This is a genomic window from Yersinia sp. Marseille-Q3913 (assembly GCF_963892745.1).
Taxonomy (GTDB): domain Bacteria; phylum Pseudomonadota; class Gammaproteobacteria; order Enterobacterales; family Enterobacteriaceae; genus Yersinia; species Yersinia bercovieri.
The window spans coordinates 17,801-35,521 of the sequence record NZ_CAWQAF010000020.1 but is presented as its reverse complement, the minus strand read 5'-3'; the positions used below and the strand labels follow the sequence as shown (position 1 = coordinate 35,521).

The window sequence follows — 17,721 nt, the reverse complement described above, 5'->3', positions numbered from 1 at the left end:
GTGCAATACGTCATGCTCTGTTTTATATAACGCAGCTTGACTCTTTTATTTATTGCCCACTTAGATAACATATATCCGTAAAGTAAAACTATCTTAATCTAATGAGTAATATAGGTATCTATATGTATAACAAAAATTATTATGACCATCATGCGACTAATGACAATGACGCTAATATGAAAGAAAGTGGATTTTTAGAACATAAAGATAAAAATGGTGATGAATTGAGAGATAAGCTTAATGAGCGTGGCCAGGTGATTTGGCGTGAGCGACTAGCTTATAATAAGAAAGACAAGACGACTTCAATGGTCATTACAAACTTTGACCGTGACAAAAGAGGCAGGATAATCAACCGCCATCATGAGGTTTATAATACATCTGGAGTGTTAATTGAGCGCAAAGAGAAAATTACAACATTTACTGGTAGCTCTTCCGAAAGTTGGGAGACTCTGTGCCGCGATGGAATTATTATCTCAAAAAATAGGGTTACGACGAATTCCGATAAGAAAATATCGAATAAACTTGAACAGTTGCTTGATCCTAATGGGAATGTTACTTCATCTACTGAGCATAAATATAATAAGAGTAATAAGTTTATTGAATTAGTTAAGGTGGCTAATTCCTTCAATTCCAATGGCGATATGAGTAGCAGTAAAAAAACAGTTTATGATAATAAAAATAATTTACTTTACACCTCAGAAAGAAAAATTACTTATTCCAATGGTGGGCTTAACATTAATGGTGGGCTTAACATTAAAGAGGAAGAGACTAAACGTGATGCTGATAGCAATTTCATTGGGAAAATTAAAACAGAAAAACAAAAAACATCTGATGGGATAATCGTTTCTCTAACGGAAGAAACATATGATGAAAGGGAGGTTTTAACAGGGACAGTCGTTACGAAATTTGACTACTCAGGTAATAAGACTAGCAATGTTAAGTCCAGTGCTTATATTAATGATGCTGGTGAAAAGCGGGAAGTTGTTATACATGATGATTTTGATATGCGTGGAGAATTGAAAGGAAGAGTTGAAGAAAATACTACTATCTTTGCTAATAAGAGACGGAGTGTAAATGTCAAATCTACATACAATTCAAGATTGGAATGTATAAATAAAGCTTCGGTATATAAGGAAGTAAATGAGCAAGGCGATCTGGTTATCAAAAATACAATATCACAGGATCTTGTTAATCTTAAAAATGTTTATATTAATGAAAAATATGATAATGGAATTATCACTGAAAGAACTACGTCAACAGAAGTGATTATACCATCAGATGAATTTAATTTTGATACTAAAAGAACGGGAGTTTTATTAACAGAAAGTTTTGATAAATTGGGGAATATGATTGCTTCTAAGGAGACGGAGTTAAATGAACACGATTCAGAAGTCAGTAGTGTTATTGCAAAACAAGAATTTGATATTAATACTAATAAGTTACTAAAGAGAAGCGAAGAGAAATATAATATGGAGGAGGAGTCAACTGCCAAAATTATAACAAAGTACGACTACCATAGTGATGGGGAGTTAAGAGGCCGTATTGTAACAGAGGATATATCTTATCCTTCTAGACGTATGACTACAAATATACAGAAATCATATGATGCTGATGGAGTACTGTATGATTATGTTGAAATAAATAAGTATTTAAATTCTGGCAAGATACATAAAAAACATGAATATTTAAATTTCGATGGAAATAAAGTTTCCATATATGAAGAATATACTTTGGGTGATAATGGGGAACAACCGAAAAAAGTATATGAAAAGCATGAAATATATAACCTCTCTGGAAAGATTGCCGCCAGAAATATAAATTCTCATGAGGTTGATGCTGAAACAAAAAAGGTGAGAGAAATTAAAGTATCTCAAAAGTTTGATTTAGATGGCCATCTGCAGAGTTGTAGTGGAGGTGAATATATTAACAATAGCAAGGTTAAAGATTTTACCGACATAAATTATTTTGAAGATCAAGGATATATTAATTCTGACATTGCCCGAAGAATACGGAGCGATCATTATCATCATGACCATATCGAGCACCAGGATGTGAAATTAGATCAATTGGCGCTTGATATAAATGGCTTTGACACCAGTGAGGGTGTTGCCACTCCAGTTAATAAGCCTTTTATACCAACGATGAATTCGAATCCGCTTGTTGCTTCGCTATAAGCTATTTCTCAAAGAGATAAAAAACGGCTCAGTGAGCCGTTTTTTTATCTTACCAAATTAACTATTCTAATCTCATCAATTTATGACACCTAAATATAAGGCGATAATTTCGCCCTTATTATTGATTGTTTTCCGTATCATTAGTTTGTTTGCTTATTGAATTCCATGTTGTGATATATTTAGATATATAATCGTTAGCCTCTAACTGCAATAAGTTACGCTTTGTTTTATATGACATAGCTCTACTTCACACTTCTTGTACCCTTAGATAAAACGTATCAATTAAATAATTTTAACCTAATAAATAACATAGGTAGGTATCTATATGGATAATAATAACCCTCATCACCGTCATACTACTAACTATAATGACGTTAGTATGAAAAAACAGGAAATTAAGGAACGTAAAGATGAAAATGGTAATGTATTGAGATATAAGCTTGATGAGAATGGCCGAGTAATTTTTCGTGAGCGGCTGGTTAATAATAAGAAAGGCAAGACGACTCCAAAGATAATTACGAACGTTGTCTATGACGAAAAAGGTAGGGTAATCAATCGCCATAATGAGCGTTATAATGCATCTGGAGAGTTAATCAAGTGTAATGAGCGTATCAATACATATAGTGGTAGCTTTTCCGAGACTCAGAGGATTGATTACCAATGCCGCGATGGAATTATTATCTCAAAAAATAGGACTGTAACTATAAAGGATCCCCTTAAAAATATAGTTAGTACTGTTAAACAGCATCTTAATTCTGATGGGAATGTTACTTCATCTACTGAGTGCAAATATAATAAGAGTAATGAGGTTATTGAATTAGTTAAAGTGACTAATTCCTTTGCTTCCAATGGCGTTATGGTACGCAGTAACAAAGAAGTGTATGATAAAAATAACAATTTACTGCTCACCTCAAAAAGAAAAATTATTTATCTCAATGATGGACTTAACATTATAGAGGTAAAAGTTAATTGCCATGGTGATGGCAAATTTATTGAGAGGATTATAACAGAAAAACAAAAGACATCTGATGGGAAAGTCGTTTGTCTAATAGAAAGTGAATATGATAAAAGTAGATTTTTAACAAGAAAAGTAGTTACAAAATTTGACGATTTCGGTAATAAGGTTAGCGATGTTAAATACAATTCTCATATTGATGATGCTGGTGGCAAGAATGAAAATATTATATGTGACTATTTTGATATAAGCGGGAAATTAAAAGAAAGAGTTAAAGAATGTATTATTACTACTGCTGATGAGAGAAGTCTGACAAGCGTCAAGAGTATATACAATTCCATGTTGGAACTTATTTATGAGGTTGACGTATCTAAGAAAATTAATGACCACGGTGATCTGATTGTCAAAACTGTAAATTCACGTGATCTTGTTAATTTTGAAAAGGTTAGTGTTAAAGAAAATTATGGTCGTCATTCAATTATCACTACAAGAACTACTTCAACAGAAGTAAATATGTCGCCAGATGAATCTAGTTCCGATATTAAGCCAACTAAGGTTTTATTAACGGAAAGTTTTGATTCACGTGGAAATATGGTTGCTTCTGAGAAGGCAAAAGTTAATGCGGACGGATCTATAGTCGGTAATGTTATTGTAAGTCAAAGGTTTGATGATAATAATAATTTGGTGGTGCGAAAAGAAGAATGGTATAATGAGAAAGGCAAGAGGACTGATGAGGTTATAACAAAATACGTGCTCAATAGTGATGGGCAGTTAATAGAAAAATTCATAACAGAGGAAATACTTAATATTTCTGGATTTGGGACTACAAAGATACGGAAAGCATATGATGCTAATGAAAAACTGAATTATAGTATTACGGAAACTGAACATTTTAATTCCGATAATATAAGATATGCATTAGATAAAAAGTATGAATATTTTGATTCATCTGGAAAGATCATCTCCAGACATATAGATAACTATGAAATTGATGCTGATGGAAAAACGGTGAGTCAAATTCAAATATCTCAAAAATTTGATTTAGATGGCAATCTGCAGAGTTGTAGTGGAGCTGAATATAATAACGGAGTCAAGGTTAAAGATTTTGTCGACATCTATCGTGACGGACATAATAGACGGCATGGTTCATCTTACCTTGCCCAAGGAACACGGGGTGATGATGACGATCATTATTGTCATGAACATGTCGAGCACCAGTATGTGCAATCAGATCAACTGACACATGCGATAAATAGCTTTGACACCATTGAGGGTGTCGCGACCCCTATTGATAAGCCTTTTATGCCAAAGATGAATTCAAATACACTTGTTGCCCCGCTATAAATTATTTCCCGCCTGCCATGGGCGAGCTGAGCATTACAGTAGTCCCCAAAAGGCTTCAATCAACGGCTCACCGAGCCGTTTTTTGATGACACAAACCCCCAACTCAAATGGCTCCACCAGTGAGACATCATCCAACAGAGAGATACGGTTGCGCACCGGTTCTGGGCTGTTATCTACCACCACTGATGGGATCAGCGCCACACCACAACCTAACGCAACCATTGACACAATCGCTTCATGGCCGGAAACCGTAGCGTAAATCAATGGGTTAGTGATTCGTTGGCGGCGAAACCATAAATCAATGCGTTTTCGCGATGGGCCGTGCTCCGGTAAAATAAAGGGAATGGTGGCCCAATCAGGCTGATCGACAGACACCTGCGAGCGCACCGCGCAAGGCAGGGCGGGGGCAATCAGCACTAACGGAATTTCACCAATTTGGGTAAAAGCCACACTGCCGGGCAGCACTTCAGGGCGCCCCGCAATCCCCAAATCAGCTTCATTGGACTGCACCTTATCGACCGCATCGGCAGCATCACCAGTGGTGAGCTTGATTTCAACCAGCGGATGACGGGCACGAAAGCGATCCAGAATCGGCGGCAGATGGCTGTAAGCGGCGGTGACCGAGCAAAATAGCCGCAGTTCACCACTCAGTGATGGCCCGTGTTGGCCCAAAGCATGGCGCAGTTGCTGATATTGCAACAATGTCTGCTGCGCAAATGATTTCAACTGGGTGCCCGCATCGGTCAGTTGCACGGTGCGATTATCACGTAAAAATAGCGGCTGGCCGATGGTCTCTTCCAACCGCTGGATCTGGCGTGAAAGGGTGGATGGACTGACGTGCATGGCTTTGGCGGTGCGGCCAAAATGGCGACTTTCAGCCAAATGCAGGAATAATTTTAGGTCACGTAAATCCATCACAGACAGCCTCTTGGGTGAGAATATCCATTGTATTGCATCAGAAATAGTCTGTATTGCAGAATCTGCAATATCACATTGTTAATATATCAATTTCAGCAATGTGTTTCCTGTCATATAGTGAATCCAAGGTTATCCCCTACACCCACAAAACAGAATCTGAACGGAGTAATACCATGGCTAACTATTTCAACACATTGAACCTGCGCCAGCAGTTGGCGCAATTAGGTAAGTGTCGCTTTATGGCTCGTGACGAATTCGCCGATGAAGCTGGCTACCTGAAAGGGAAAAAAGTGGTGATCGTGGGCTGTGGTGCACAAGGGCTGAATCAGGGCTTAAACATGCGCGACTCCGGTCTGGACGTGGCTTACGCTCTGCGTAAAGAAGCCATTGCCGAAAAACGTGCTTCATGGCGCAAAGCGACTGAAAACGGCTTCAAAGTGGGCACCTATGAAGAGTTGATCCCACAGGCAGATTTGGTGGTTAACCTGACACCAGACAAACAGCACTCCGCAGTGGTTCAGGCGGTTCAGCCATTGATGAAAGATGGTGCAGCGCTGGGCTACTCCCATGGTTTCAACATTGTTGAAGTGGGCGAACAAGTGCGTAAAGACATCACCGTGGTGATGGTTGCGCCAAAATGTCCTGGCACTGAAGTTCGCGAAGAGTACAAACGTGGTTTTGGTGTGCCGACGCTGATCGCAGTTCACCCTGAAAACGACCCGAGAGGCGAAGGCATGGCGATCGCTAAAGCGTGGGCGGCAGCCACTGGCGGCCATCGTGCTGGGGTATTGGAATCCTCTTTCGTTGCTGAAGTTAAATCTGACTTGATGGGCGAGCAAACTATTCTGTGTGGCATGTTGCAGGCCGGTTCACTGCTGTGCTTCGACAAGCTGGTTTCTGAAGGTACTGACGCGGCATATGCTGAGAAATTGGTTCAATTCGGCTGGGAAACCATCACCGAAGCGCTGAAGCAAGGTGGCATCACGCTGATGATGGATCGTTTATCCAACCCAGCGAAATTGCGTGCTTATGCCCTGTCTGAGCAATTGAAAGAGATTATGGCACCGCTGTTCCAGAAACATATGGATGACATCATTTCTGGTGAATTCTCTAGCGGTATGATGGCCGACTGGGCTAACGATGATGCTAAATTGCTGGGCTGGCGTGAAGAGACTGGCAGAACGGCATTTGAGAATGCGCCACAGTTTGAAGGCAAAATCTCTGAGCAAGAGTATTTCGACCACGGCGTATTGATGATTGCCATGGTAAAAGCTGGGGTTGAGCTGGCATTCGAAACTATGGTTGATTCCGGTATTATCGAAGAGTCCGCTTATTACGAATCCCTGCATGAACTGCCACTGATTGCGAATACCATTGCGCGTAAACGTCTGTATGAAATGAACGTGGTTATTTCTGATACCGCAGAATACGGTAATTATCTGTTCGCTAACGCCGCAGTTCCCCTGCTGAAAGGCAAATTTATGGATTCACTGCAAGCGGGCGATTTGGGTAAAAGTGTTGCTGGCACGGCGGTGGATAATGCCCAACTGCGTGATGCAAATGAAGCTATCCGTAATCACCCAATCGAAGCGGTAGGTCATAAACTGCGTGGCTATATGACGGATATGAAACGTATCGCTGTTGCTGGCTAAAATAGCTTAGCCCTTGAGTGTGACAGCGTAATTATTTAGCTCTAGCTGCCACACCAGGGATGATGAGTATTATTTTTAGTAGAATTAAGCCGCTGCCATTGATTAATGGCGGCGGTTTTTTTTGTCTCAAATATAGTGTATTGCGTGGCGAAAAAATAATTAAATTAATGCTATCACGGCCCGGAAAAAATATTGTAAGGTGTTAGTTGTGGTTAAGTCCATCACAAAGACCCTATTATTTTCACTCCTGTAGTCAAAAATAATTATAGCTATAACAAATGACCTCGCTAATTAGCGAGGTTTTTTATTTCCGCGTGTGGTGGTTATTGATATTAAAAATATCAATGGAGGTGAATTAAATTAATCAATCAATGAGCAGGTAAATAAATAGTCTCGTGAGTTATAGCATTCAACTCAACTCTCAATAAGGAAATTAATTATGGGTGAAGGACACAGTAATGTAACGGGCCACGGCAGCCGGGGCCCAACCGGTGGTATTAAAGGGGGTCCTGCCGGACGGGGCAGTAGTCATTCAAATCGGGGCAGTGGCTGGGGAACCTCAAATACGCCTTATGGCAAAATTCATCATTATAGCCCGAGCCAATTTGGTCGCAGCAATCGTGGGGGAAATAAGGGCGGTAATCAGCATTCAGGGGTTACCGGCAATACACCGGGTCTGGCACAGCGACCAGATATGCAGGCTTATATGGCTGTCGGGGGTGTACCCGCCGTTATCACATTAATTGATGGGAATTGGGGGATCACCTTAAGCCGGCTTTCGGTGGTGGCGGCATTTGTCGAAAGTAATTTAGCCCGCATCGGCTCATGGGCGATGCGCACCAGCCCTATCGGGGTGGCGGTAATGGGCATGATGCCCTCATCCATCGCCCCTGATCCCCCGATGGGTAATTACTTTACCACCCCGGTTTTGCCCGCCGACAGAGTCACCAATATACCGAAAGAGACGTTACAGACAGCGGCGGATGTTGCGGTTAATGTCCGCATCAGTGATGTGACGGAAGCGGGTGTGCAACAGGCAGTATTAGTCAAAAATCCAGCGGTAATACAACGTGTTCCGGTGGTTAAAGCGGTTCCAACGGCGACACCGAATCTCTATACCGCGCCCGTTCCTGGCGTCACGCCGATACACATCAATGTGGTTGATAGTGTGGTGCCTGCTCATCAGACACCACCGGCAGTGGCTGGCAAACCCAGCGCGATACCCATTGAGAATGCAGTCGTTAAGGAGGTGACTACCTCTGCGGGTCGCCATACCCGCGATGCCATCATCGTCTTTCCTGACGGTACAAATATTGAGCCGTTGTATATCTCAATGATTCGAATCATCAGCACCCATGAGATTCGGGAGGAAGCGCGTAGCGCCTATGAAATGGCGCGGAGTGAACGGGAGGCAGCGGAAAGTGCTCTGGCACAGGGCCAGCCGTTCAACTCGGTTGCAGAAGAGATGGGGCTGAAAAAATCGCTGACGGACAAGCAGGTGACAGAAGTTGCGGCGCATATTCTGCTGCTTGAAAAAAACCTGATGTTGCTGAATCAGGAGGTCACTCAGGTGCAGCAACGCCTTGATTATATTAAAAGTCCTGCATATCGGGGAAGGACATTCAGGCATATTCCCGAGATGCGCAGGTTAATGGCGGTGGCGAGCACCCAACAAGGCGAGGTGAATACCTTAAATCAGAGTATCGCCGCGTTAAGGGCCAGGCAGGCCGCGTTATTAGCCGCGCAGCAACATATTATTGCAGAGATTGAGCAGGCAGAACGGCAACGTATTGAGGAGGATCGGTGGGCCAAAGAGGAAGCGAAAGCACATACCAGATGGCAGGAAGGCATTCGTCAAAATATCTACTCTCTGCCTGTTCATCCGGTGGGGAGTGTCTATTCGTCGGGCTTTGCTATCGCCGGAAAAGGGGCTATTACGCCAGACCCTGAGGTGATGTCCGGATTAAGTGCCTCATTCTGGACGGCACTGGACAAACTCGGCGCTATTGAGTCTTCCCCGGATGCAGACCCGATGGCGGTTATTTTTGCCAGGGTTTTCTATCAATTTAGTATTAAGGAAAGCTGGAAGCAACCATTACTAGCGGGCAGTATCTCTTTGATTAACCGATGGATATCCCCTGAGGCCTGGTTGGCCCATAAAGATGATATAGAACTCCCGGTTCGCATGCTAATTACTGACGGCACATATGGTCAGATGCAGATTCATGCAGTAAAAACCGGTGTGGGCGGTGTCTCCGGCAGGGTAAAAGTTGTTGCTGCACAATATGATGCTATTGACGGCATTTATACTTTCACCACCGATACTTGGCCACGCCGTACTTTGACCTTTACCCCGACGGCAGCACCGGGAACGGATCTCAGCCCGGTGTTACCACAACCGGAGAGTGCGCCCGCCGCCCCGCAGCATACCGGTGAGGTAGCGATCCGGCACACGGTCATCCACACTGTGCTGCCCCAGCCGGCACCAGAAGAGCATGATTTCCATGATTATATCATCTGGTTCCCGGCAGACTCTGGGCTGGAGCCGGTGTATGTTTACCTTAGAAGCCCGCGAGATGAGCCGGGGATCGTGACGGGACTAGGGCAACCCGTGACGGGTATTTGGCTGGCAGGGGCCGGAGAGGGGCTAGGTGCACCGATCCCCGCACATATCGCAGATCAATTGCGTGCCAGACGGTTCAGCAATTTTGATCAATTCAGAGCGGCATTTTGGGCCGCCGTTGGGAATGATCCTGAGCTATCGGGGCAGTTTACCAATATCAACAGGTTAGTTATGCGTAATAAACTTTCGCCATTTCCCCCTAAAAAAGAGCATGTAGGTGGAAGAACAAAATATGAGCTTCATCACATTAAGCCAATCAGCCAGGATGGCGCGGTTTATGGTATAGACAATCTTCGGGTGTTAACACCGAAACGGCATATTGAAATCCACTCAAAGAAAAAGGTGTAATTATGAGCGTAAGAAAATTCACAGAATATACAGAAAACGAATTTCTTGAATTGATTAAGACTCTTTTTGATGGGGGTTTTAGCTCAGAGGAAGAACTAGATGCGCTAGTATTTGCAATTGTTGACGCAGCTGAACACCCTGATGGTACAGATATTTTGTTCTATCCTTCAAACGATAGTGAAGACAGCCCTGAGGGTATTCTGAACGTTATAAAAAAATGGCGAGCCGAGAATGGCAAACCCGGATTTAAAGAGTAAATTAGTTTGCTAAACAATAATATAACCCGTCTTTTATGGCGGGTTATATTACTAAGATAGACTATATGTATAACTATTCATTAATAAAATGATTATCAATTTTTTCTATGGCGGTTATGCACTTTCTGTTTTATTAATCGACAAGGTAATTAATACTATCACGGCCCGAAAAAATACGTGTAAGGTGTTAGTTGTGGTTAAGTCCATCGCGAAGAATCTATTATTTTCATTCCTGTAGTCAAAAATAATTATAGCCATAACAAATGACCTCGCTAAGCAGTGAGGTTTTTTTGTTTCCGTATGTAGTGGTCATATGTTTACCTTAAAAGCCCGCGAGATGAGGCGGGTATTGTGACGGGACTAGGGCAATCCGTGACGGGTATTTGGCTGGCAGGGGCCGGAGAGGGGATAGGTGCACCGATCCCCGCACATATCGCAGATCAATTACGTGCCAGACGGTTCAGCAATTTTGATCAATTCAGAGCGGCATTTTGGGCCGCCGTTGGGAATGATCCTGAGCTATCGGGGCAGTTTATTAAAAGTAATCGTGAGCGAATGAGAGCGAGTAAGTCTCCGAAGACTAGAACAAGTGACTCTGCTAATTTGCGTACATCGTTTGAAATTCACCATATTAATTTTATTAAAGATGGTGGCGAGGTTTTCAATGTTGATAACTTGCGAGTAGTCACGCCAAAGAAACATATAGATATTCATTCAAAGAAGAGAGGACAGTAATGGAATTAAAAAACAGTATTTCTGAATATATAGAGACGGAATTCATTGATTTCCTAAATATTATTTTTAGAGAAAATATTTCTGATGTAGATGATTATTTGGATAAGTTATTAGAGTATTTTGTACGCGTTACTGAACATCCAGAAGGAACGGATCTGATATATTATCCGCCTTCTGATTCAGAATGTACGCCAGAGAAAATACTTGAAAAAGTCAAAAAATGGCGAGCCGAGAATGGCAAACCCGGATTTAAAGAGTAAGTTAGCTTACTAAATAATAGTATAACCCGTCTTTTATGGCGGGTTATATTACTAAGATAGACTATATGTATAAGCACTTATAAGTGAAGTAATTATCAATTTGTTTTATGGCGGTTATGCATTTTTTGTTTTATTAACCGACAATGGAATTAATGCTATCACGGCCCGAAAAAATGCGTGTAAGGTATTAATCGTGGTTAAGGCTATCGCGAAGAACCTATTTTCTTACTCCTGTAGTCAAAAACAATTGTAGCAATAATAAAGAACCTCGCTAATTGTCGAGGTTTTTTTGTTTGTATTGCTATTGCTTATATTAAAACAGAATCAAAAATATTTAAATATAACAAGGAGAGTTGTCATGAGTAATATACCAGATATTCTCACTCGTTGGGGTGTGTGGGCCAGAGATAATAATCGGCTGGACTATCCACATATTGCCAGTGGATTCAAGGGAGTAACCTCAGCAGGGAAACAGCTTGAGTCCTGTAGTGATAATGATGGTTTGGCAATTGATATTGCTGTTGGGTATTTAAAGCACTCTGCCAGAGAAAAAGAGCTGGAGCTTATTATTCGCTATTACGTTTATGGGCAATCTAAAGCTTCAATTGCCCGATTAAAAAAATGTAATGAGCGGGAGATTCGGCGTCAATTACAAATCGCTGAGAGTTTTATTGACGGATGCCTGGTGCAATCAAGTATCGCGTTGGAAATGCATAAAGATTAATTTCGATGGCGCAGAGATCAACCCTGATGATATTTTGAATATTATTAAAAATGGCGTTACGAGAACGGAAATATGGATTTAAAGAGTAAATCATCTTGTCAGTAAATAACGCAAGCCGCCTTTTATGGCGGATTTTTTAGTCACATTAATCCATCAAGTAAATTTCAAGAATAAATTAAAGTGCTGGAGTGAATGGTCAGAGAGAATGAAGGTTTTGGCTATCCATCTATCATCAATAAAATAATAGGAGTGCTATGCCTTATAAAATAGTCGGTGGGATTATAACCGTGTTAGTAGCCTTTTCTCTGTTGCAGTTTGTTCATTGGAATAATCTTGCCAAACAGGTAGAGAAAAGAGAAAAAGAGTTAGCGGCAGAGCGGGCAATGAACGTTACATTGGGTCATATTATTGATACTTATCAGGAAAATAGTAGTGCCAATCGCGTAGCCATTACCCGTCAATTAGAGAGTGAGAGGGTGATTCGCAATGAAAATGAGGAGAAAGTCAGGCAGTTTCAGACTGAAGCAATGGGCGATCCTTGCGCTGTTCAACCTATGCCTGACTCTATTATTAACCTCTTGCAAGAGTAATTTACTGTCACCAAAAGTTACCGAGGTTATTCGATTATCTCCACCAGAGTCAGCATTAATAACCTGTGAAATACCTGCGTTTACCGGTGTTAGTTGGGGGGATGGCGGAATTTACGCCTTGGCATTAAAACGAGAATTACAGATCTGCAAAGGGAGGCTGGATGAGGTGATTGATTTTATGGGAGTAAAAAGTGGCATAAATTAATAGGCTTGACTTAGCTTATGACCTTTAATTAAGGCCGACCCACCAGTAAATGGCGAGCCGAAAACGCTAAGATCAATTTTAAGTATTAATCGTTCGATATCCTGAACTCCCCTCCCGGCTCTTTCCCTCTATTTTAGATTGCTGCTTAGGGCCTGACTATTACCCAAATCATCGATTAAGACAAAATTGAGAGTTGCACTGCCAGCCGCTGGCGAGTGATTAAGCGGAAAATCGAGTGTTGAAAACGGTGCCACCATATCCGGTAGGGCTTCTGCCGAGCCTAATTTAAGTGAAGCTAATGACGCAAAATAGGGTGTCGGGTTATTCACTTTAATCAGGGTGGCATCGCCGTTACGCGCTAAAGTAAAAGTTAATGCTTTAGCTAGAGCGTCCCCCGGCGCGGGTATGCCCTTAGGGCGATTAAATACTTTGTACTGCATACGCAGGGCTAGCGTGACGAAAGATTCATCCTCGACTTTGGTGGTTGATTTAGGCGGAATTTCGTAAACGTTGAGCCAAAATGCGGATTCTCTATCCATCGGTAATTTACTGGCACCTGATAGAATTAATCGCAAACTGCGCTGTGCCTGTGGTTGTAGCCGAAATAGCGGCGGCAATACTAATACTGGCGAAATTGCTTTCTCCGGTGTAGCCATCAAATTGCCATCATCCACCCAAACCTGCACTGCCACCGGATAGCTGTTGCTGTTAACCAGGTGCAGTGACTCCTCTGTGCTACCCTCGCTGAAGATAACTCGTGTTCTTTCTGCAATCACACTCGCCATTGCGGGTGCACTACTAACCAATATCAGCAACAGCAGCAAGTTGCTGATCCCGCTATTTATGCCGTTGAAAAGCACATTATTGGATACGAATAACCACTTGCGCATGTGCATTCACTGCTCCCGCCGTCACAGTTTGCCCGCTGATTTTGCTTAACTCAGCCCGAAAATTCTCCGTGTAGCTATTCCCCCCAGTCACACTACCCGTCTGTTGTTGTGCGCCCTGGAAGATACCATACCAACCACCACTATTACCTGTTTGGGTGACATTTTTTGATAGTAGATTCATGGGGTTATTGTTACGGTAGATGCGGATGCCGACCCCATTTGCCATACCGGCCGCACCATAATTATCAGATACTAAATGGCTGATGCCCCCGCTGCCGTTGATTAATCCCAATGTTTGCGCTTTGGCAACATTGGCTGGCGGCACCAAAAAGCCCATTGCCACTGTACCCGCCGTCACACCGGAGGTCACGCCGGTCTGACACTGAAAATCTACATTAAAATCAGCGGCGCTGGTATGCCCAGTATTAAGTTCTGCCACCGAGATCCGGGGTAATACCACGGTCGGGGTAAAATGGGTGACCGCGCAGATCGTGGTTCGGCGGAAAGTGACATAGTTGAACAACCCAATGGAGGCCGGCCAGGTGCCATACCAACCGGGCCAGTTTGTTAGTGAGTCGGTTCCTTCAACCGGGCCAGTGATGCCCGGCCCTTTAAAGGCGATATAGGCGTTCGGTTGGGTGTAAGCATAGGTATAAGAGGCCGCATTATTGGTGCTGGTGCGGGCATAATCAACGCGAAACAGTTCGGTATATAGATTACTGAAATTTTTGGCTTTGACTAAAATACGCCCAGTGCTGTCAGTATCAAGGTCGGTTAAGCGGCGACCTTTCCATAGGCGAGAGTAATACTCACCAGTGGAGAGATTGGTAAGCCTGATAACAACATTGCGGACATAGGTGGCAAAACCGGAGGGAACATTGCCGGCAATGGCACCATCTTCATTCTTGCCAGCAAAATCATTATCCCCGTTAGTTGCATACATCTCGAACAGTTGATCAACATCTGCCGCCGCACAGCGGAAGAGCACCCGCTCGGGGTCATAGCCGGTATTCAGGGCAAAAGTGGTAAAGTTAGAGGTTGCTGCCGCCAATAAGGTGCCATCCGGCTGAAAGTTAGCATTGGTGCTGAGGTCAATAATGCCCGGTAAGCCGAGCGACCCATTGTTGGTATCCGTTGAGCCAGCCCAGGAACTGGCTGTACCATCACCCGCAGTTAGCTGGTTTTGTGCCGTAATTTTGGTACAGGCTGACCACGCAGAGGTACTGCATAATCCTATTAGCAGTAATACCCCGGACAGCAGGCGCGGGCGACGATAACAGGCAGCAGTTGATGGCCGCGAAACTTCGTAAGATATTAATGGCGCTGTTGGTCTTAACATTATTTTTCTCACATCGTTAACGGCGGCAACTGCCTGTTAAATGAATAATATCTTGCTCAGTATCTTTGGATTCAAATGCATAAGGCAATTCGCACTGGTCGCTGCTGTTTTCACCCCAGCGAACAAAGAGTGAACCTTTTTTATCTTTCACCCGTGCATAAATCTGATTGCCCTGACCCACCATACCGACCAGTTCATCTTTGCTGTTATAGACATCGGCACCTAGCGGTAATCCGTCATCCCCAGTTGTTTGAGTCTGAATCAGCACCGCATAACCGGTCAGTGTTTCAAATTTCACTTTCACTGCGGCCCCAGCATAAGGAACAACGCGGCCCTGATTCTCTTTCAGCTCAGTGTTGCGGTTAATGCCTTTGGTATCTAAACCGATCGTATTGTAATTATAAGGTGTTAACGAAGGCACCAGGGCAAAACCGTTACCATCAATTCTCGACCCTTGTGCATTACGCACGGCAGCTCCTTGAGCACCATCCGCCTCAATTAAGCCAAATGTCTCACCTAAATATGGCCCCAGAGTTAGGCCCTGGCTATGAATTACCGCTGCACCACGAGCACCGGCACCATATTGGGTGTAGTTATTGCCGCGAGAATAGTTCCCATTAACCGTCGCATTAGGGAATTGCTGCTGCACATTCACCCCCCAAGTATTTGAGCTGCTGCCGAAATTGCTATCGTCATAACCGGCATTGACGGAATAGTTAAAGGCATTTCGTTCACCCGCCGTACCTGAAAGTGCTGTCTGGTAATTATTGCCGCTTTTTGGATTGCGGCTAGCAGACATCGATAAATATTGATTTTTACTGCCAATATTTAGCGGAATAGAGACAGTTAAGGTCGCGATATTCTCGGTATTACCGTAGCGCGTTGCCGTGGTGGTTGGATTGGCGTCGTCGGTATCCCAGTTATACAGTGTCGAGGTATAAACACTGCGCTGGCGGCTAATTGCCACGTTATAACTAATATCACGATAGCTATTGGAATAGCCTAACTGTAACTGTGTATCTCGCTGCGTATCGTTATAATAATCATTGGTCGAAGCCGAGGCATACAACTGACCAAAATTACCTAAATTCTGATTAACCGTAGTCGTAAATTGGCTGCGCTGTTGATAGGTGGATGAATCCCAGGTTCCGCCATTTTTTTCCACTGAACGCACACCAAAAACATCATTTAAATCGCGATACCCTTTGGTGGAATAGCGATATCCTGCCAATGAGAATGAGGTCCCGGTTTCACTAAAGGTCTGGCTATAGGTGGCCTGCATCCGCCAGCCATCCTGTGTTTTATCATCTTCAACTTTGGCATGGGAATAGGTGGTATTCAGGCCAAAAGCGCCGACCGAGGTGCCGATAACACCGCCCACGAGCAGTGCCGTATAATCTTGCGCTAACCGCACACCGGTATTTGCTGTTAACTGATTGGTCAGCCCGCGCTCATAGGTAAAGTCGGTGAAATAATTATCGATATCGGTGAAATCGCGTGACTCCCCGATAACGGCATTATAACGGCTCACCCCAGGACGCATTGAATCAGGCACCGCGCTAAATGGCACGGTAAATGTTGAGCGGCTACCATTCGCCTCTATTACCTCAACATTAAGATCGCCCTGGCTGGTGGTGCTATATAAATCGTTAATAACGAAGGGGCCGGGTGCAACGTTGGTTTCATATATTTCCTGCCCATTCTGGCGAATAACCACGCGGGCATTGGTACTGGCAACACCACGGACTTCTGGCGCAAAGCCACGCATCGACTCTGGCCACATACGTTGGTCAGTCGCCATTTTCGCGCCACGAAATGACATGGTGCCGAATAATGTACTGTCGGTGAAGGTTTCGCCCAGCGTTAATTGACTATCTAATTGTGGGATAGGGCGCTGCAAATAAGTGCGGATATTATTCCATTGCGTGTCGCTACTATTCGTGTTGCTGGCATAGCGCACGTTTGATTGCTGGCGCAGTTGCCACAATCCTAAGTTCAAGCCACCCTTGATGCCAATAAACCCGTAATCAGAGGTATTATTCTGCTGACCTTGCGTTTCGCTACGATAAAAGTTGGTGCTGTAGTTAACGAAGGCGAGTTTTTCACCCTCCTGCCACTCTGTCCGCTCAATATAACCGCGCGGCTGCTTTTTCAATAATGCTTGTGGAATAGAGAGTTCTAAACGCAATTTGGCCTGATCAAAGTGGAAAGATGCCCCTTTGACTCGTGTAGCAAGCGGCACACACTGCTCTGTTGGTGTACTTGTTGCGGTGTCTCTTGCAGTATCAGATGCTGTATCCGAAGGGATTGAATCTGTCTCGGCGGTTTGAGGATCTTTGGCAATGGCACCCTCTTTATGGGTTAATTCAATGCCAGCAGCCGTTAAAAACTCATCACTCAGACAGGGATAGACCTCTGAAGAGTCAGCATCTTTAACAAACTTAATGGTTGTGCGTTTGTATGGTTTGTTATTGATCAAGACATCTACAGCATCGTAATCCCCTGCTGTCACAGAATTCTCTTTATTCAGTTGATTCAACCCTGAGGCAAAGTTAGTGCCTAAAAAGAGAGATTCATCAAATTCTAGATTCTGTGATGCTTCCTGCGCTAAAACAGTATCAACATGTAGGATTAAACTGATGCATAACGTTAATGCTTTCTTACGGCCGGAAAATTTCTTTTTTAGAATGACTCGTGCGAAACCCAT

Annotated in this window: 14 protein-coding genes; 10 read left to right on the top strand and 4 right to left on the bottom strand. The window is 43.4% G+C overall.

Translation table 11 applies throughout. The annotated features are described in order from the left end of the window. The first annotated feature begins 122 nt into the window (after positions 1-122). The gene (locus AACW11_RS09940; protein ID WP_212586661.1) at positions 123-2,174 is read left to right on the top strand and encodes a hypothetical protein; all 2,052 of its coding nucleotides are present in this window, start codon (positions 123-125) and stop codon (positions 2,172-2,174) included. A gap of 325 nt (positions 2,175-2,499) precedes the next feature. Next, positions 2,500-4,473, top strand: coding sequence for a hypothetical protein (locus tag AACW11_RS09935; protein WP_212586660.1), 1,974 nt, complete (start codon positions 2,500-2,502; stop codon positions 4,471-4,473). Positions 4,474-4,506: 33 nt separating this feature from the next. Here AACW11_RS09935 and ilvY read toward each other — a convergent pair whose 3' ends face one another. Beyond that, positions 4,507-5,388 carry an HTH-type transcriptional activator IlvY gene (gene ilvY / locus AACW11_RS09930; protein ID WP_212586673.1) on the bottom strand — a complete coding sequence of 294 codons (882 nt, stop codon included), beginning with the start codon at positions 5,386-5,388 and terminating at the stop codon, positions 4,507-4,509. A gap of 176 nt (positions 5,389-5,564) precedes the next feature. On the opposite strand from ilvY, the gene ilvC reads away from it, so the two are divergent. The 8 genes from ilvC to lysC all read left to right on the top strand — a co-directional run bounded on the left by ilvC (position 5,565) and on the right by lysC (position 12,785). Then, positions 5,565-7,043, top strand: a complete 1,479-nt coding sequence (ilvC, locus tag AACW11_RS09925) for a ketol-acid reductoisomerase (RefSeq protein ID WP_212586659.1) — start codon at positions 5,565-5,567, stop codon at positions 7,041-7,043. Positions 7,044-7,482: 439 nt separating this feature from the next. Then, positions 7,483-10,014 carry an S-type pyocin domain-containing protein gene (locus AACW11_RS09920; protein ID WP_212586658.1) on the top strand — a complete coding sequence of 844 codons (2,532 nt, stop codon included), beginning with the start codon at positions 7,483-7,485 and terminating at the stop codon, positions 10,012-10,014. Between the two features lie 2 nt (positions 10,015-10,016). Continuing rightward, positions 10,017-10,271 (top strand): bacteriocin immunity protein, encoded by a 255-nt coding sequence (locus AACW11_RS09915; protein ID WP_212586657.1) that lies wholly within the window; start codon positions 10,017-10,019, stop codon positions 10,269-10,271. Between the two features lie 351 nt (positions 10,272-10,622). Further along, on the top strand, positions 10,623-11,006 hold the full coding sequence (locus tag AACW11_RS09910; protein WP_339379053.1) for an HNH endonuclease signature motif containing protein: 384 nt from the start codon (positions 10,623-10,625) through the stop codon (positions 11,004-11,006). Beyond that, the gene (locus tag AACW11_RS09905; RefSeq protein WP_212586656.1) at positions 11,006-11,266 is read left to right on the top strand and encodes a bacteriocin immunity protein; all 261 of its coding nucleotides are present in this window, start codon (positions 11,006-11,008) and stop codon (positions 11,264-11,266) included. The genes AACW11_RS09910 and AACW11_RS09905 overlap by 1 nt, the downstream gene beginning before the upstream one ends. Before the next feature lie 358 nt (positions 11,267-11,624). After that, positions 11,625-11,990, top strand: coding sequence for an antiterminator Q family protein (locus tag AACW11_RS09900; protein WP_212586655.1), 366 nt, complete (start codon positions 11,625-11,627; stop codon positions 11,988-11,990). 254 nt (positions 11,991-12,244) lie between these two features. Beyond that, on the top strand, positions 12,245-12,580 hold the full coding sequence (locus AACW11_RS09895) for a DUF2570 domain-containing protein (protein ID WP_249192936.1): 336 nt from the start codon (positions 12,245-12,247) through the stop codon (positions 12,578-12,580). Next, on the top strand, positions 12,477-12,785 hold the full coding sequence (gene lysC, locus AACW11_RS20835) for an Rz1-like lysis system protein LysC (protein ID WP_445285812.1): 309 nt from the start codon (positions 12,477-12,479) through the stop codon (positions 12,783-12,785). Before AACW11_RS09895 ends, lysC begins: the two co-directional genes overlap by 104 nt. A 128-nt stretch (positions 12,786-12,913) precedes the next feature. Here the strand turns inward: lysC and AACW11_RS09890 are convergent, their stop codons facing one another. The 3 genes from AACW11_RS09890 to AACW11_RS09880 are packed head-to-tail and all read right to left on the bottom strand — an operon-like array spanning position 12,914 to position 17,721. Further along, positions 12,914-13,681 carry a fimbrial biogenesis chaperone gene (locus tag AACW11_RS09890; RefSeq protein ID WP_212586654.1) on the bottom strand — a complete coding sequence of 256 codons (768 nt, stop codon included), beginning with the start codon at positions 13,679-13,681 and terminating at the stop codon, positions 12,914-12,916. Next, entirely contained in the window at positions 13,647-15,014 is a 1,368-nt protein-coding gene (stbD, locus tag AACW11_RS09885; protein ID WP_212586653.1) for a fimbrial usher protein StbD, read from the bottom strand. Before stbD ends, AACW11_RS09890 begins: the two co-directional genes overlap by 35 nt. A gap of 16 nt (positions 15,015-15,030) precedes the next feature. After that, positions 15,031-17,721: a fimbria/pilus outer membrane usher protein gene (locus tag AACW11_RS09880; RefSeq protein ID WP_212586652.1), complete on the bottom strand. Its 2,691-nt coding sequence runs from the start codon at positions 17,719-17,721 to the stop codon at positions 15,031-15,033.

Bases quoted from the DNA above. Each gene is read 5' to 3' on its own strand.
- AACW11_RS09890 (WP_212586654.1), bottom strand. From the start codon at position 13,681: ATGCACATGCGCAAGTGGTTATTCGTATCCAATAATGTGCTTTTCAAC.
- ilvC (WP_212586659.1), top strand. From the start codon at position 5,565: ATGGCTAACTATTTCAACACATTGAACCTGCGCCAGCAGTTGGCGCAA.
- AACW11_RS09900 (WP_212586655.1), top strand. From the start codon at position 11,625: ATGAGTAATATACCAGATATTCTCACTCGTTGGGGTGTGTGGGCCAGA.
- AACW11_RS09920 (WP_212586658.1), top strand. From the start codon at position 7,483: ATGGGTGAAGGACACAGTAATGTAACGGGCCACGGCAGCCGGGGCCCA.
- lysC (WP_445285812.1), top strand. From the start codon at position 12,477: ATGAAAATGAGGAGAAAGTCAGGCAGTTTCAGACTGAAGCAATGGGCG.
- AACW11_RS09935 (WP_212586660.1), top strand. From the start codon at position 2,500: ATGGATAATAATAACCCTCATCACCGTCATACTACTAACTATAATGAC.
- AACW11_RS09940 (WP_212586661.1), top strand. From the start codon at position 123: ATGTATAACAAAAATTATTATGACCATCATGCGACTAATGACAATGAC.
- AACW11_RS09895 (WP_249192936.1), top strand. From the start codon at position 12,245: ATGCCTTATAAAATAGTCGGTGGGATTATAACCGTGTTAGTAGCCTTT.
- AACW11_RS09880 (WP_212586652.1), bottom strand. From the start codon at position 17,721: ATGGGTTTCGCACGAGTCATTCTAAAAAAGAAATTTTCCGGCCGTAAG.
- stbD (WP_212586653.1), bottom strand. From the start codon at position 15,014: ATGTTAAGACCAACAGCGCCATTAATATCTTACGAAGTTTCGCGGCCA.
- AACW11_RS09915 (WP_212586657.1), top strand. From the start codon at position 10,017: ATGAGCGTAAGAAAATTCACAGAATATACAGAAAACGAATTTCTTGAA.
- ilvY (WP_212586673.1), bottom strand. From the start codon at position 5,388: ATGGATTTACGTGACCTAAAATTATTCCTGCATTTGGCTGAAAGTCGC.
- AACW11_RS09905 (WP_212586656.1), top strand. From the start codon at position 11,006: ATGGAATTAAAAAACAGTATTTCTGAATATATAGAGACGGAATTCATT.